The organism is Limnobaculum allomyrinae, assembly GCF_016649425.1.
Lineage (GTDB): Bacteria > Pseudomonadota > Gammaproteobacteria > Enterobacterales > Enterobacteriaceae > Limnobaculum > Limnobaculum allomyrinae.
The window spans coordinates 14136-30753 of record NZ_JADRCR010000016.1 but is presented as its reverse complement, the minus strand read 5'-3'; the positions used below and the strand labels follow the sequence as shown (position 1 = coordinate 30753).

Below are 16618 nucleotides of genomic sequence, written 5' to 3'. Positions count from 1 at the left end.
GAGTAAACGAATAATCTACATATGAGTTACTTTCATTATCCTATGTTGATAATTAATAACATTGACAATAACTCAATAAATCACCCTTACAACCCTATTAATCAAAACAAATAACACACTTAATTAAATCAATTAATTATTTGAAAATAAAAATAAAAATCAATTAAATAATTTTAATTTAATTGATTTACAATCCAAAACCAACACCTTTAAATTCACCAGTGATATAATTTCCACAGCGAAGGAACTAGCTTATATATTCACCGTAGCAATGGAGTCGCGGTTATGGAAAAAACCGAAATAGTAACCCTCAACAAATTTAAAAAAAATATAATATTAATCAGCATATTATCATCCTTTTCAATTTTCTCAGCTCAAGCCGAAGATATCTACTGGACGAATGCCAGTGGAAACAATCAATTCTTTGACAATGGAAACTGGTCATCCACCGGTCTGCAAACAGGTACTGATGACAACTGGCATATTCCTGATTCCAGCGGTCAGACAGTTGAATTCGTATCCGATGGTTCCGGAACCTTATACAACTATGGAACACTGTTTATCGGCGATGGTGCAAATAATAACGCCCATTTAAAAGTCATTGATAGCGCCGGATATCGTTACTCACATTACCTCAAAGATATGGTTATCGGCGGTAATGGTGGTACCGGTCTGTTTGAATATCAGCATGCCGCTATAACAGAATCCACTCGTTTTGATCAGATGGATACTATCAATATTGGTTCCGGGTTAAACAGTAACGGAACCATGTCGTTAACCGGCACAGGTAAAAATACCTCTGACCAAAACATGGGTAATTCCATCGTTTATACCCAAACACTTCATATCGGAACCGAGGGTGGTACCGGTGAGCTGAACATTATTGGTAGTGGTGTTGAAGCCGATACCTTTAACTCTGCCGGACATGCCATCGCTTTCTCATTAGGAAGCGGTAGTGGCAGTCAGGGCACCATGAATATTCTGTCCGGCGGTAAAGCGACGATTTCAACCGGCATGGGTTATAGCGATAACCCACTACCAACCGCGGTGATTGGCCTGAATCAGGGATCTGGAACCCTGAATATTGCCGGTTCTACCACTAATAATGGTAAAACCACCCCAAGTCGTGCCGTTTTTGCCCACGGACTGGATGTTGGCAGAGGCGATGGCAGTACGGGCATTATTCGGGTTGAAGATGGTGCCCGTCTGATAACCATTGCCCCAGGCGGGGACGCTGAAAATACCTCCGCATTTATTGGTGTGGATAGCGGTAAAGGCGCCGTGTTGGTTTCAGGTGAAAACAGCGTCTGGCACGTTTCAGGACATTCATCATTTCAAGGTACCCCGGGAGAAGTAGGTCATTTATCCGTGGGAGAAAGTGGTACCGGTGACCTCACTATCGCCAACGGCGGTAAAGTTTCGCTGGGAGCCATTACCTATGTGAGTACCTACGACGAAGACGAAGGGCTCTCTTACTATGATTTAACCTTTAGTAATGACGTATTAGGCGATCTCTATTTAGGTCAACAGGCCGGCGGCACTGGCAACCTAAACTTTGGTGCAGCGGAAGGTGAAGTAGCTCAGGCAGTTGGCTCACTGGAAGTTAACCAGGTTATTTTTGGTGAGGGTGATGGCTCGGTAGTATTTAACCATACGGATAACTCTGGTCTTTATATTTTTGAAACTGAATTGGTCAGCAGTGCTGAAGGTCAGGGGTCAATTAAGCAAGTTAATGGCGTCACAACCTTTGACAGCGACCGTCGTATTTTCACCGGTAAAACCTATGTGACTGGCGGTACGCTGGTAGCCAATAACGTACTGGGTGGCAGCATGTTTGTCTCCAGTGGTGGTACATTAGCGGGTATTGGTAATGTCGGTCATACCAATGTGGGTAACGGCGGTATCATTTCTCCCGGGCAGTTTGGTTCCACTACGCCAGAAGTGCTTACTATTGATGGCGATCTGGTGATGGAATCAGGTTCCACTTATATAGCCAACCTCTCCACCGATATTGAGTCCTCTGGCACTAATGCGGAAGGCGATGTGGTTAATACCTACATTGCTGATGTGATCCAGGTTAACGGCAGTGCAACGCTAAATGGTGCTGGCGTTATTGCTATGGCCGGTGGTGAACCGGTTCTGTATGTACCTGACAGCCGTTGGCGTATTCTTAGCGCTACCGGTGGTGTCTCCGGCGCATTTGGTTCGCTGGAATCACGGCCTTATGTCGATCTGGGTTATGAATACGATGCGGATAACGCTTATCTGGTTGTCACCCGCAACGAGCAGGATATTTGTACTGATGGTATGACCTCTAACGAATGTAACGTTGGTGGAAATGTTGATGAGCAGGAAAATGAAGATAATGACATCAAAGAGGAGATTGTTTCTCAACCTGATGTTGAATCAGCCAAAGACGCGCTAAACCAGCTTTCAGGTGAAATCCATGCCTCAGCCAAGAGTGCCCTGCTGGAAGATAGCCGTTTCCTGCGTGAAGCCATTAATAATCGTCTGTTAGATACGGCAGTTGGCACCGGTGCCTGGGGGCATATTTATACCTCATGGGGTACCTTCGATGCTTCAGGTAACTCAGCTCAAATGAAACGTAATATCGCGGGTGTTATTTTAGGAGTCGATAAATCTCTGAGTGACAACTGGAAGATGGGCTTGGTGGGTGGTTACGGTAAAGCAGATATTAAAGTATCCGACCGCGCCTCTACTGCCGATCGCTATGATTATCATGTAGGGGCTTATACCAAAGGTCAGTGGGGTAACTTTAACCTGCATACCGGCGTAGGTTACACCTGGCATGATTACACTACCGATCGGTATGTGAAGCTCCAGAAGCTGCGTGACCATCTGGAAGCAGACTACAATGCCTCAACCACTCAGGTGTTCACCGAAGGTCGCTACCTGTTTGATATTAGCGAGACCCTGACCGTTGAACCATACCTAGGTGCGGCTTATGTCCACATTGATACTGACGGGTTCACTGAGCGTGGCGGTAAAGCGAAATTAACCAGTGCCAGCGATAATATGGATATATTCTTTACTACCGTCGGCAGCCGCCTGACCAAGCAATTCACATTGGAAAACGGCCAGACCACTAAAATCTGGAGTAACCTTGGCTGGCGTCATGCCTATAACAATGTGACCTCAACCTCAACACTGAACTTTAGCGATGCAAATAGCTTTAACGTAGTTGGCTCGTCGATCAGTCGGGATGCAGCTATATTTGAAGCAGGTGCAGAAATAAGCGTTACGCCTGATACCAACATCGGTGCTATGTATAATGGCCAGGTTGGTAATAACACAAACGATCATGGAGCAAAAGTATATATAAACTGGCGTTTCTGATAGTGTTGTTCTGAAACCTCCCCGGTTGCCCCCTGATGCAACCGGGGAATTCTACCTAATTAACAGCAATCAAGACGGGAGAAAAAATGGCTTCCAACACCCCCAATCTGGCAGGGATCCCGATTTATATTGAAACCAATGGATATTTGTTACGTAGCTTAACGCCAAATGATGTCACCCCTGACTTCCTGAAATGGATGAACAGTCAGGATATGATGGAAGGACTTAACCTCCCTCCACTAAACTTCACCCACCAGCAATTGGCCGACTACACCAAACAGTTTGATAATCATCGTAATTACTTTATCGGTATCTTTGATAAGAAGAATGACCTATTGGTGGGCTTTTATACCATCGACGTCAATCTTAACCATAAAGTAGGCCATATTACTGCGGGCGTTGGCGCTCCCGGGTATCCGGGTAAACCCGTTCTTTGGGCAACCATAGATGCTTTGTTGGATCACTTCTACCTTTATCGCGATCTGCATAAAATGGCGGCACGTATTCTGGCCAAAAATAAGCGTATGTTATTTTGCTTTGTTAAAAACCCACGCTTTAATCTGGAAGCCGTACTTAAAGAGGAGTGCCTTGCTCCTGACGGTGAGCGGGTTGATATCCTGATCTTCTCTTCATTACGACACAAATAGTAGCCACGCTTATGCCATCAGAATTAGTTGTTACACCAACACTTAACAGTATCCCAATCCGACACGGCGATTTTACTACTACAACGGAAGCGCTGGCCTATGCCGCTGGCGGCGAAGCCGGATTCAACTTTTTCAATGTTTCCGGTGAGCTAACGGGCGTATTGGACTACAAACAAATGCAGGCCCAATCCATGAGGGTAGCGCTACAGCTTAAACAACAGGGTTTCTCGCGCCATGACCGCCTGATTTTCATGGCTGAAACAACCCCTGACTTTTTACTGTTGTTTTTCGCCTGCCAGTATTTAGGATTAATTCCCTGCCCAATCGCCTTTACCGTCAACCTCGGCGGGATGCCGGCCTATCTTGAGAAGTTAGACAGAATTATTGCCTCTTCTCAGGCTAAAGCCATTATCAGCTCACAGCCTATTGCTGATGTTATTGGCAAATCAGTTGCAATTCCTACCCTGGTATATAGCGATCTCATTCATCAGGCTCAACAGCTTCACCAGCCGGAGCTGTCGGAACTTTCGCCATTTACTGCGGACGAGCCCGCCTATATTCAGTTCTCTTCCGGTTCGACAACCCACCCGAAAGGGGTGCAAATAAGCCAGCATGATTTACATACCAATATCTATGCGGTTTTACGCTATGGCATGAAACTGCGCCCGGAAGATCGCTCATTTAACTGGTTGCCCTTCCATCACAATATGGGAATGATTGGCTTTCTTTTGGCCTCAGTGTATGGACAACGTACCGTCGATTGCCTGAGCGCAGAGAACTTTGTTCAGAATCCGCTGATTTGGCTGGAGCTGATGTCGAAGTATAAAACGGCGATTACTTTTGCACCGGTATTTGGCTATCAGTTTGCCATGAAAAAATATGCGGAAAGTGAGAATAAGCCATCTCTCGACCTCTCTTCACTGCGGGTCGCTGGTATCGGTGGCGATTTAATTAGCCCGGATATGCTAAAGATGTTTTCTGGCTGCTTCGCCAGCAGTGGCTTTAATTATCAATCGTTTCTGCCAAGCTATGGACTGACTGAAACGACGCTGGCCGTGACCACATCCGATGTGGATCAACCACCGGTCATCGACACATTAACCAGCGAGCTGATTCAAAAACCTATTGTCTCCTGCGGTAAAGCACTGCCGGGGTTTGAGGTTAAGATCATTGACGGCGCGACTCAAACCAAACTTTTAGAGCGAGAAATCGGTCAGATTTGGGTAAAAGGCCCCAGCATTATTACCGGTTATATTGACGATCAGGCTCCTATTGAGTCAGACAATGAAGGCTATATTTATACCGGCGACCTAGGCTATTTGTGGCAAGACCAGCTGTTTATCAGTGGTCGTGAGAAAGATGTCATCATTATTCGCGGACGCAATATTTGGGCGCAAGATATAGAGTGGTCGTTGCTACAGGCCATGCCGCAGATTGGCGTCAATAATATGGCTGCCATTAGTATTAACCAACAGCAAGAAGAGAGCATGGCAATTCTGTTCAGTGCCGGTGAAGAACTGGCGGCAGACCATACTCAGCTTCACCAACTGGCTACAGAGATCCAAAACCTGACGCGTAAAATTGCGGGTGTTCAGGCCAGCGTATTGTTTACTACCCAGAAGTTACCGTTAACCTCTTCAGGAAAACTGGCCAGAGCACAGGCCAAAGAGGCGTATCTGTCTGGCAATATGGTTATTATCTACGATTCAGAGGGGCATATCTGAGATGAACTATCTACATAAGAGTAAAGAAATACTATCGGGCTGCCTGTCGATTCCAGTGGAACAGATTCCGGATGACAGCCTGATTGAGCAACTAAAACCCACGCTGGACAGCGTAGATTTTGCCGGCATTATGATGCAGGTAGAGCGTTTTTTGAAAAAAGAAGTGCCGGTTGCAGAGTGGCTGGAGTTAGGCTCAGTGAAAGATCTGGCGGATATTCTGGAAAGAAATCACACCAGCTAATTAAACTGTCGCTCATCATTAAGCAAAAATAACGGCCAGCAAAAGCTGGCCGTTATTACTTATCAATCAAACAGCTAATAATCAGAAGCTGTATTTAATACCAACCATACCTTGTGTATCGGTGTAAGAGTTACTGCCGAACTGCTGAGCGACGTTAACCCAACTGGTTAGATTATTATTCAGCTTACCTTCGATACCAACTTTCACTTCGCCGATATCTCTGGTGCCTTTCTGCTTATTCTTGGTTTCGTTCATCACAACGGCATAGTTGCTGGTGTTATGGATCCAGTTAGCTTCAATAAATGGTTCAAACTCACGGTTTTTACCATCATCCAGCTGGCTATGCCCATTAGCATATACACGAGCACCTAAACGAGTCAGTAAGTTATCATCGGTATCAAACTTAACTCGGGTACCGTTGCTTTCAGTACGGTCATTAGCAGTCACGCCCATCCAAATCACCTGAGCTTTTGGTTGTAACCAGTAACTGGCACGCTCACTTTCACCCAGTTTGAAGGTATAACCACCTTCAACCGATGCAGTAATACCGCGAGATTTATAGGTCTCTTTTTTCAGTTGATGGCCATTTACTTCATTATCAAACCAGTTATACAACATCCAGGTATCAACATAAGCACCGGTTTTGTCTGCTTCATTAGCATACCAGGTTCCATACAGGCCTACGCTGTAACCATCAACTTCACCTTTAGAAGAGTATCCGGTCACTTTAGAGCGAGTCTGGCTGCTGTTATTGGCATAACCCGCCATTAACCCTACATGCCAGCGATCTAACCCATCATTGCTCCACTGAGCCAGGTCGCCACCAATCTGCATGACATAACGATTACTGGTAGTTTTTAACTGACCGCTGCCATCATGGAAACGATTATGCCCACCAACGTGACGCATCCACATACTGGTGACTTTTTTCTCACCGGTCAAAGCATCAGTGTATTGTGTCTCACCTAAACGATCGTGTAACCGAGTGATAAACATGGTGTTTGCTGCGGCCATGTTTGCCAGGTAGCTACCCGCTTCCGGACGATAAACCGGAGTGATTGGTTTTTCCTCTTCAGGATCCGGGTCCGGGGTTGGTGTTGGGCCAGGGCCTGGATCAGGATCCGGGCCTGGTTCAGGTTCAGGTTCAGGTTCTGGTTCTGGTTCTGGTTCTGGTTCCGGCTCTGGTTCTGGATCCGGGTCAGGCGGCGGCGTGTAATCAGAAATCAGATACCAGTTCTTAGCTTCTGCTCCTGCAATGGTGCTACCGGAGCGAACGAAGTAGTCAAATGCCCCTGCAACAATACGTTGGCTATTGCCAAATGTCCCCACAGAGTTACCGTCAACGGTGACAATTTCAATACCATCCGGAGTCAGCGCGCCATTACCGCCAATGTTAACGATCTGAACATTGGTATGACCCGCAGTATCACCTTTAACAATCAGTTTATCCGTAGGAGAGGTTTCATCTTCTAATACGGTATTCAGCACCAGCGTACCGTTGTTACTGGTGTAGTTTCCGGCAACAATCAGGTTTTTAGTCACAAATGCAGTTGGGTCAGTCAAATCTGCAGGTTCAACATATTTCAGCGTTGCACCATCCAATGTTAGATTAGACACCACAGAATCTGCGGTCATATTCCAGACACTGCTGGCTCCGGAGATATTTAGATTTACCGTACCGTTGGTGGTGGTATTTGCTACACCGCTGGTGTCATATTCGTTAGAATAGGTTGCGCCGGTGAAGTTACTGCCGTCGATCATGGTTAAATCGATTTCACCCGTTTTCTGAGCAAACAAATCACCGGTTACAGTATAGATACCTGGAGCACTGCTTCTATCCGAGTAGGTTGAACCGATAAAAGAATCAGTACCTGATGCATACATTGCATAACTACCAGCACCACTTACCTCAATCTCTGTATTGCCGGTTAAATAAACCTGACCACCATCATAAGCTCTTTGGTCGGTATAGTTTGTACCAAGTGCTATACACCAATTATCAGGGCATTTTATTGTAGACCCGTTTTCAGTCGCTATACCATGCGCACCAGTATTTGTGGTGGTTATCTTGGTACTACCTAACTCAATAACCCCAGTTTTATTCGCATAAACAGCATGAGCATTTCTACCGGCAGTACTAATCTCGCTATTGTCACCAATAATCACACTGGCAGTACCTACCAGTGGTAGGTTCGCCGTGTCTCTATCTCGGTTACCTGCATATACAGCATACCCCTGACCAGCGCTGACGTTTGAACCAGTACCCAGTGTTTTAATCGTTGCGCCATCAGCAATAACGATTTTATTTCCTCTGCTATTCGCAGTTATATTTGCCCGAACGCCTATTCCACCTTTACTTTCAATGTAGGCATTCTCACCAGCGATATGGACATATCCCCCGGCATTATTCGAGTTGGCAACGTTAATACCATCACCAGAGCCACCCTGAGCCTTTATGGTCAATTTCCCTAATATGGTAAAATCGTAATTTCCTTTGTTGACCCGGATACCGTCAGAGGTACTACCGTTGGTGGTTATCAAAATATTATCTGCTGTCAGTGTTCCGCTACTGTCAACATAAATGCCGAATCCACGCGGGCCTACACCACCAGCGGCAACTGCAGAACCAGTCGCATTGATTTCCACATCATCATATTGATTAAGAAGGGCATAATCTCCTCCCATAATCGATGCTACGGTACCTGATGACCCACCGACAACGGTACATATTAAGGTACCGCCATTAGGGCTACAATTAGCGGCGGAAGACGCACCAGAAAAACCCGCCAAAAACAAAGCAGAACTTATGCACAGTGCTGTTTTTGACAGCCTTAACTCTTTTTTTCCTGCCTGGATAAAATTTTTCATCTCACCACCTTTTCCTTAAGAAACTTAGAGATAACCGTGTCCTGAATGCCAGCGTTACTACTCATATCAATCTTTCCCGCGATTCCCGATAATTCAGTTATTCAATCATCATTTATGTCGTTAAATGGAAACTACCCTGTTGCAGTCTCTTAAAAGGGAATATTTGAATGTGTGTCGCGCAAGCCATAATCTTCGAGTCAATTTCTATGGACGCTATTGAAACAACACTTTTGGAAGGAATTTGAGATGAATCTTTCAAGGTTTTCATATTCCTTCCGAAATCAAACTCGAAATGCATCAAATTTAATTTAAAATTCCGTTTTAAAATGCCATGAAAAACAGTGCAGCTATTAATTGTTATATTACTGCAAAAACAACGCTTTCAATACATTACATGAGAAAATCCCATACATTTAGTTTTTTATCCTAAAAATAATCAAATTACACTAATAAAGACATTTAACATCAGGATTAAAACCCAATAAAATAATCAAGCTTCAATGCGATTTACTAAAAAATAAAAAGGTTGTTAATGAATAATTAAAAATAAAAAAATAAACATATGAAATCACAATTTAATTGCGTTTCTTAACAGAAAAAAATAATTATTGAAATAATATACATTGCAAATTAATTTTGCAGTATGGATACACTCCACACATACAGATATTACCTATTAACATGATTTAATTAGAAATTAAATTACTCTCACCGCTTAATCCGGAACACATCTCAATCCGATGCTCGCGTAAAATCCCACACTTCAACAAAAACAAACGCTTAACTCCGGGAATATAGGTTTGAACTAAAACATCATCCCTAATCAATAAATACTCATCACCACGGCAAACTTGTTGCTTACTTGCCGCATACTTAAGCATTTCCTCACTCACTGGCTTATTATTGATAATACTTTCCCCCTGATTTGCCACCAGAAACACTTTGCACCCATTCACCATCCCCAGATAGCCTTCATGCGCCACGGGTGCCATACGATAATTAAGCAAATAAACCATGACCGCGGTTAACGTGATGAATGAGATGAAAGACAACAGATATATCTTTTTCTTATTTAACAAAGAATTGGAGGGTTTTATATTTTTAGGTGAGTTTAATACTGGCTCAGTTGCAGGTACAGGGGCACTTGGCCCGACAGGATCCTTGATTTTATCGACATCACTAACAGGTAAAGTTTCATCCAACAGTGGACTGGTGGCTAATTGTGCTTTTTCTTCAGCCTCACGCAACACATCCAGCTTAATCTCTTTATTTAATACAAACCCCGTCTTCGGTACCGTTGAGATAAACTCATCATCAATACCTAAGGTTTTGACTATTTTCCTGAGCTTACTAATATTTTGATTTAGATTGTTATTTCCTGAAATCATGCCGTAATCATCCCAGATGCGCTTAAAAATCACATCCCGGCTGATCACTTCACCATGATTCTCAACGAATAACTGCAACAGACGGCAGGTTACACTGGAAATAGCAATAACGTTATCAGCACCAGCAGTCCCCAGACTTAGCGTAGATTCGTCCGGATCGAAGACAACAAGGTCGTTAAATCGATATTTTATACCATGCACAATGGTTAGATCCCTTTATCCATTTCCCATTACGAAACAAATGCATTGCTAATAATCAAAAAAAATAGTTACTAATTCATAGTATAAATTAAATATAGAACACTTATATCTTCTCACAAAACACACTTTAATAAAAACAAATGCGTTTCCAGACTCTAATTTATTAAAATTAAAAACGTAATGAATTATTTTTAATGACTACAATTTAATTGCGTTATTAATATTAACGCTCCTTTCTATTTTCAAATCCTGTCACGTCATTTATGTCGAACGACACTTCCCCATCGTCACGTAAAAAATAAAAACATTAAATATCAAACTGTTAAATAAAAACCCTTTATGGCACGGAATATGCTAAAGGTATCTCATTCGTTAAAAGTATGACTATTTCATCTGTCGGATGACAATCTCAATACCGGAGGGATGGCTATGAACCGCTTTGTTATTGCGGAGCCAAAAGATTGCATTGGATGTAATACCTGTATGGCCGCCTGTAGTGAAGTACATAAAGCAGCAGGCTTACAGTCACATCCCCGATTAATCGTAATGCGGGATGCCAGCAGCACAGCACCTATTCTGTGTCGGCATTGTGAAGATGCGCCCTGTGCCCGGGTTTGCCCGGTTAAAGCGATTACTCACCAAAACAACGCCATTATGCTTAATGAAAGCTTATGTATTGGATGCAAACTTTGCGCTATCGCCTGCCCGTTCGGGGCTATCACGCCTGATGGAAGTAAACCATTATCGGCTCCTGTCAGCTACGACCGCTTTTCACAAGCCGATGCTCATGCACGTGAAGCACGAACAGCCCCTTACAATCAGGGGCTCCACCCTATGTTGAGTTGGGCTCCGGGTTTACGTCAGGTGGCAGTGAAATGTGATTTATGTGCCTTCCTGCCCCAGGGCCCTGAATGCGTCCGTGTCTGTCCTATCAAGACCCTGTTTTTAGTCGATGAAAATGCCATTGAGCAAGCCAACGCCGCTAAACGCCTTGAAGCTATGGAAGTCTTTCATACCGACAACGCCTTCGGGTACACCCCTTCAGACCAACAGCGAGCGGGGAAAGAATAATGGGTAATCCTCTTCAATTACTGCTTATCTCCATTGTCATCTATTTGGTCGGAGCCATTTTGCCACCGCTGGTTAGCCGTAGTGAACGACAGGTTATCAGGCTATCCGGTATTGCCAGTATGGTTGGTGGTATTTTTGGTTTATTAGCTTCCGCGCCAATTTTGATGGGCGCTGACATGATCACCTTTACCGTTGATGGCCCTTTCCCATTTGCCCATTTTATTGTACGACTGGATGGATTAGCTGCCTTTATGGTGATGGTTATCTCTTTACTGGTGGTCGTCACCTCGTTGTACTCGCTCTCTTATGCAGAGGAGTACATAGGTAAAGGGGCGAGATACATGGGTTTATTTATGAACCTGTTTATTGCTTCAATGGTGGCACTGGTCGTGATGGATAACGCCTTCTACTTTTTAGTGTTCTTCGAGATGATGTCTCTGGCATCTTACTTTCTGGTCATTACTGAACAGGACGATGAAGCCGTCAGTGCCGGGCTACTTTACTTTTTGATTGCCCACGCCGGTTCGGTACTGATCATGATTGCTTTCTTTATTCTGTATAAAGAGAGCGGCAGCATGGACTTCGACAGCTTCCGTCAGGCAAATCTGTCTGCGCCAGAGGCATCCGCCGTGTTCCTGCTGGCATTCTTTGGTTTTGGTGCCAAAGCCGGGATGATTCCACTACACGGCTGGCTACCCCGTGCTCACCCGGCAGCCCCTTCTCACGCTTCCGCTCTGATGTCTGGTGTTATGGTTAAGATTGGTATCTTCGGCATTATCAAAGTCGGGATTGATATTCTCGGCGCCACCAGCGCCTGGTGGGGATTGGTGGTATTAGCCTTTGGTGCCGTTTCTGCCGTTCTTGGGGTTATGTATGCGCTGGCTGAACACGATATTAAAAAACTGCTGGCTTACCATACGGTAGAGAACATCGGCATTATCTTGATGGGTGTGGGCGTCGGCATGATTGGAATTGCCACTCAACACCCTGTTTTGGCTGTTGTAGGGATTCTTGGTGGCCTGTACCACTTGCTTAACCATGCGGTGTTTAAAGGATTACTATTTTTAGGTGCGGGTTCCGTGATGTATCGGGTTCATACCAAAGATATGGAGCTGATGGGGGGCCTGGCTAAGCTAATGCCTTACACCGCAATCACCTTCCTGATTGGCACCATGGCAATTTCAGCGCTGCCACCACTAAACGGTTTTGTCAGCGAATGGTTTACCTATCAGGCACTGTTCACCATGAGCCATGAAGGTTCATTTATTCTGCGCATCGCTGGCCCTGTGGCCATCGTGATGCTGGCGATTACCGGCGCACTGGCTGCGCTGTGTTTTGTGAAGGTTTACGGTATCAGCTTTGCCGGTGCGGCTCGCAGTGAAAAAGCGGCTAACGCCACTGAAGTTCCGCTACCGATGATTCTGGCAATGGTGCTGCTGGCGCTGCTCTGTATCGCGTTGGGCGTTGGTGCTCCACTGGTCTCTCCGGTCATCGCCAATATTTCAGCTCAGTTAACCGGACAAGCAGCCATGCCGGTTGCCAGCGGTTCGCTGGTCTTCCCTGGCTCTTCCCCACAAACTGTTCTCTCCACTCCATTGATTGCTTTGTTGTTGATTGGATTCCTGACGCTGCCGCTGCTGATTTATTCCATCTTCAAAAGCCAACGCCTGCGCCATCGTCACGGCGGTAATCCCTGGGCCTGTGGATATGGCTATGACGGCCAGATGGCGGTGTCAGCCGGTGGTTTCACTCAACCATTGCGTACTATGTTTGCACCACTGTATCGCCTGCGTAAAACGCTGGATCCTTCTCCCGCTATGTCACGGGCTATGCAATCCACTATTCGTGGAGCCACTCGGGCTGAGCCCTGGTGGGAAGAAAAGGTGGTACTCCCGATTGCCAGGGCAGTGCTGTGGTTCGGTAAACGCATTCAATGGTTGCAGCACGGTGACTTCCGGCTTTATTGCCTGTATGTGGTCATTGCGCTGACGGTTCTGATGCTGGTTACGGTGATGTAAGGAGCGAAACATGCCAATCACACTCTCTGACTCAGAAATCATGACCTCCTTCGGTATGTTTCTGTTTGCCCTGATTCAGGCAGTGGCCTTACTGGCCCTGTCGCCATTAATGTCTGGAATTTCCCGGGTGATTAAGGCCAGAATGCAATCCCGTCGTGGTCCTGGCGTACTGCAAGAGTATCGGGATATCTTCAAACTACTGCGCCGTCAAAATATTGCCCCGGAGGCTTCCGGTATTATTTCGCGCATTATGCCTTATGTTCTGCTCAGCTCGATGCTGGTGGTCGCTATGGCGCTACCCATTGTCACCCTGGGTTCTCCGTTTGGTGTCGGGGGCGATTTGATTACCGTTATCTATCTGTTTGCCCTGTACCGCTTCTTCTTCGCTCTGGCAGGACTGGACTCCGGCAGTATTTTTGCCGGTATCGGTGCCAGCCGGGAAGTCACATTAGGAGTGCTGGTAGAACCTATTCTGGTGCTATCCCTTATCGTGATCGCGCTGATTGCTGGCTCCACCAATTTAGGCAGCATCAGCACTTCACTGGCCACCGACCCGTTGCAATCACCAACCGCAACCCTGCTGGCCATGGGTGCCTGCGCTTTCGCAGTATTTATCGAGATGGGAAAAATTCCTTTTGACGTGGCAGAAGCCGAGCAGGAATTACAGGAAGGCCCTCTGACAGAATATTCCGGCCCGTCACTGGCGCTGGTAAAACTTGGACTGGCGCTAAAACAGGTAGTGATCGCTTCGCTGTTTGTTGGGGTACTGCTGCCTTTTGGTAACAGTGAAGTCCTGACGATTGGCTCACTATCCCTCGCTATTGTGCTGTTTCTTCTCAAACTGCTGGTGGTATTTGTGATTGCTTCACTGTTTGAAAACAGTCTGGCCCGAGGCCGTTTCCTGCTGACCTCACGTACTACGTGGGTCGGGTTTGGCGTTGCCGCACTGGCATTTGTGTTTTATCTCACTGGTCTGTAAGGAGCTAAGAAACCGATTATGGAAAATATCGCTCTCGCGGCCATTTTGGTCCCTTTTATTGGTGCCATCATCACCGGGCTGGCACCACAGCGTACCGCCAAATGGCTCTGTACGCTGTTTGCGGCTATTGCCTCAATCGCTACGCTGTTGTTGGCCATTATCTGGTTTAGCCATGGCAGAACAGATGTCACTTACGAACTGGTGAGTTTTGGCCGTTCAGTACTGTTTGGCCTGACCATTGACCGCATCAGTACGCTGATTGTGTTTGCCGTGGTGGTGCTTGGATTATTAGTTAGTATTTACTCCGGCGCTTATCTGACGAAAGAGAACCGGGAACATCCTCACGAAGGCCAGTCGCGCTATTATGCATTGTTACTGGTATTTATTGGCGCTATGGCGGGTTTAGTCCTCTCCTCAACGCTGGCCGGACAACTGCTGTTTTTTGAAATTACCGGTGGATGTTCATGGGCACTCATCGGTTATTATCAAAAACCGAAGTCGCTACGCTCCGCGTTAAAAGCACTGCTGATCACCCATGTTGCTGCCATTGGTCTCTATCTGGCTGCCGCCTGGTTATTTGCTGAAACCGGAACCTTCTCCCTTACGGCGCTGGCAGACCTGAATAGCGATGCTAAAACCATCGTACTGTTTGGCATTCTGTTTGCCGCCTGGGGTAAATCAGCACAGTTACCGCTGCACGTATGGCTGCCGGACGCCATGGAAGCACCAACTCCGGTGAGTGCTTACTTACATGCCGCCTCCATGGTGAAGGTTGGGGTGTATATTTTTGCCCGAGCGTTGATGTCTGCCGGTGAAATCCCGGAAATTATCGGCATCGTAGGCGTAACCATGGCAATGATTACGTTGATTTACGGCTTCATCATGTACTTACCGCAAACCGACCTTAAACGCCTGCTGGCCTATTCCACCATTACTCAGCTTTCCTATATTTTTCTGGCGCTATCGCTATCGGTTTTTGGCTCCAGAATGGCCTTCGATGGCGGTATTGCTTACATCTTTAACCATGCCTTTGCCAAAAGCCTGTTCTTTCTGGTAGCAGGAACCCTGAGCTATAGCTGTGGAACCCGTATGTTGCCAAAACTGCGCGGAATTATGCGCTGCATGCCGCTGGTGGGTATCGGCTTTTGTATTGCCGCATTGGCCATCACCGGTATTCCACCATTTAACGGATTCTTCAGTAAATTCCCGCTGTTTGCCGCCGGTTTTGCCATGTCCGCAGACCACTGGTGGATGATGCCGGTAATGATTTTGGCGCTGATTGAGTCAGTGGCCAGCTTTGGTTGGTTCCTCTACTGGTTTGGTAAAACCGTACCCGGTGAACCTTCTGAAGCTGTGGCTACCGCTTCACCGGTACCTGTTGCGATGCAAGGGGTGCTAATCATTCTGATTGTAATGTCCCTGTGCTCGAGCTTTATCGCCGTCTGGTGGCTTGGATAACGGAGTTGATAATGACCGGAACGCTTATTGTAAACAATCTGGCGGGGCTGCTAATCATCAGCTCACTGCTTGTCATCGGCGCCAGGCAGCCGAAAAACTCTGCTCTGTTCTATGCTCTGCAGTCGCTGATACTGGTACTTATTTTTATCGCCCTGGCTTATACCATGAACGCCGAAGAGCTGTTCCTCTGGTCGGGAACCGCCTTTGTCACCAAAGTTCTGCTGGTTCCCTACATCATGTATAAGGCGCTGGGGAAACTTCAGGACGCTAACGCCGATACCCCGGTAATTGGCATGGGGCTACTGATACTGATTGCCGCCATCATCATTGTATTGAGTTATCTGGTGGTGGATTCAGTGAAACTACCAATGGTTGAGGATCTGAAACCGGCGCTGAGCGTCTCCCTCAGCCACTTCTTTCTTGGTCTGCTATGCATTGTTAGCCAGCGCAATATCCTCAAACAGATTTTTGGCTACTGCCTGATGGAGAACGGCGCTCACCTGACGCTGGCTCTGATGGCGTATAAAGCGCCGGAACTGGTGGAAATTGGCGTAGCTACCGATGCGATTTTTGCCGTAATCATTATGTCCGTGATGGCGCGTAAGATATACCGCACGCTGAAAACCCTGGACGTACGTCAACTTACTGCGTTGAAGGGGTAACCGA

Annotated in this window: 11 protein-coding genes; 9 read left to right on the top strand and 2 right to left on the bottom strand. The window is 46.2% G+C overall.

The genetic code is table 11. The features are described from left to right. The first annotated feature begins 285 nt into the window (after positions 1 to 285). From I2494_RS19330 to I2494_RS19315, 4 genes are all read left to right on the top strand, one after another. Complete coding sequence (locus I2494_RS19330) at positions 286 to 3357, top strand: autotransporter outer membrane beta-barrel domain-containing protein (protein ID WP_218468660.1); 3072 nt, start codon at positions 286 to 288, stop codon at positions 3355 to 3357. An 86-nt stretch (positions 3358 to 3443) separates the two neighbouring features. Beyond that, entirely contained in the window at positions 3444 to 4004 is a 561-nt protein-coding gene (locus tag I2494_RS19325) for a GNAT family N-acetyltransferase (protein ID WP_130593101.1), read from the top strand. An 11-nt stretch (positions 4005 to 4015) separates the two neighbouring features. Further along, entirely contained in the window at positions 4016 to 5728 is a 1713-nt protein-coding gene (locus tag I2494_RS19320) for an AMP-binding protein (RefSeq protein WP_218468659.1), read from the top strand. Between the two features lies 1 nt (position 5729). Further along, positions 5730 to 5969 (top strand): acyl carrier protein, encoded by a 240-nt coding sequence (locus I2494_RS19315; RefSeq protein ID WP_218468658.1) that lies wholly within the window; start codon positions 5730 to 5732, stop codon positions 5967 to 5969. Positions 5970 to 6050: 81 nt separating this feature from the next. Here I2494_RS19315 and I2494_RS19310 read toward each other — a convergent pair whose 3' ends face one another. Next, positions 6051 to 8837, bottom strand: a complete 2787-nt coding sequence (locus I2494_RS19310; protein WP_218468657.1) for an autotransporter outer membrane beta-barrel domain-containing protein — start codon at positions 8835 to 8837, stop codon at positions 6051 to 6053. Positions 8838 to 9523: 686 nt separating this feature from the next. Then, positions 9524 to 10426 (bottom strand): winged helix-turn-helix domain-containing protein, encoded by a 903-nt coding sequence (locus I2494_RS19305; protein ID WP_218468656.1) that lies wholly within the window; start codon positions 10424 to 10426, stop codon positions 9524 to 9526. A gap of 429 nt (positions 10427 to 10855) precedes the next feature. Here I2494_RS19305 and I2494_RS19300 point away from each other — a divergent pair, with 429 nt between their 5' ends. From I2494_RS19300 to hyfE, 5 genes are read left to right on the top strand one after another with little or no spacing between them, the layout of a single operon-like run. Continuing rightward, on the top strand, positions 10856 to 11497 hold the full coding sequence (locus tag I2494_RS19300) for a 4Fe-4S dicluster domain-containing protein (RefSeq protein ID WP_218468655.1): 642 nt from the start codon (positions 10856 to 10858) through the stop codon (positions 11495 to 11497). Continuing rightward, on the top strand, positions 11497 to 13515 hold the full coding sequence (gene hyfB, locus I2494_RS19295) for a hydrogenase 4 subunit B (protein WP_218468654.1): 2019 nt from the start codon (positions 11497 to 11499) through the stop codon (positions 13513 to 13515). Before I2494_RS19300 ends, hyfB begins: the two co-directional genes overlap by 1 nt. Before the next feature lie 55 nt (positions 13516 to 13570). Then, positions 13571 to 14494, top strand: a complete 924-nt coding sequence (locus I2494_RS19290; protein ID WP_218468673.1) for a respiratory chain complex I subunit 1 family protein — start codon at positions 13571 to 13573, stop codon at positions 14492 to 14494. Between the two features lie 18 nt (positions 14495 to 14512). Further along, the gene (locus I2494_RS19285) at positions 14513 to 15952 is read left to right on the top strand and encodes a hydrogenase 4 subunit D (protein WP_218468653.1); all 1440 of its coding nucleotides are present in this window, start codon (positions 14513 to 14515) and stop codon (positions 15950 to 15952) included. An 11-nt stretch (positions 15953 to 15963) separates the two neighbouring features. Next, entirely contained in the window at positions 15964 to 16614 is a 651-nt protein-coding gene (hyfE, locus tag I2494_RS19280) for a hydrogenase 4 membrane subunit (RefSeq protein ID WP_218468652.1), read from the top strand. Positions 16615 to 16618: the final 4 nt, after the last annotated feature.

What these genes read in the sequence shown, in the direction of transcription:
- I2494_RS19320 (WP_218468659.1), top strand. Translation starts at nt 4,016, where the DNA reads ATGCCATCAGAATTAGTTGTTACACCAACACTTAACAGTATCCCAATC.
- I2494_RS19300 (WP_218468655.1), top strand. Translation starts at nt 10,856, where the DNA reads ATGAACCGCTTTGTTATTGCGGAGCCAAAAGATTGCATTGGATGTAAT.
- I2494_RS19330 (WP_218468660.1), top strand. Translation starts at nt 286, where the DNA reads ATGGAAAAAACCGAAATAGTAACCCTCAACAAATTTAAAAAAAATATA.
- hyfB (WP_218468654.1), top strand. Translation starts at nt 11,497, where the DNA reads ATGGGTAATCCTCTTCAATTACTGCTTATCTCCATTGTCATCTATTTG.
- I2494_RS19315 (WP_218468658.1), top strand. Translation starts at nt 5,730, where the DNA reads ATGAACTATCTACATAAGAGTAAAGAAATACTATCGGGCTGCCTGTCG.
- I2494_RS19285 (WP_218468653.1), top strand. Translation starts at nt 14,513, where the DNA reads ATGGAAAATATCGCTCTCGCGGCCATTTTGGTCCCTTTTATTGGTGCC.
- I2494_RS19290 (WP_218468673.1), top strand. Translation starts at nt 13,571, where the DNA reads ATGTTTCTGTTTGCCCTGATTCAGGCAGTGGCCTTACTGGCCCTGTCG.
- hyfE (WP_218468652.1), top strand. Translation starts at nt 15,964, where the DNA reads ATGACCGGAACGCTTATTGTAAACAATCTGGCGGGGCTGCTAATCATC.
- I2494_RS19325 (WP_130593101.1), top strand. Translation starts at nt 3,444, where the DNA reads ATGGCTTCCAACACCCCCAATCTGGCAGGGATCCCGATTTATATTGAA.
- I2494_RS19310 (WP_218468657.1), bottom strand. Translation starts at nt 8,837, where the DNA reads ATGAAAAATTTTATCCAGGCAGGAAAAAAAGAGTTAAGGCTGTCAAAA.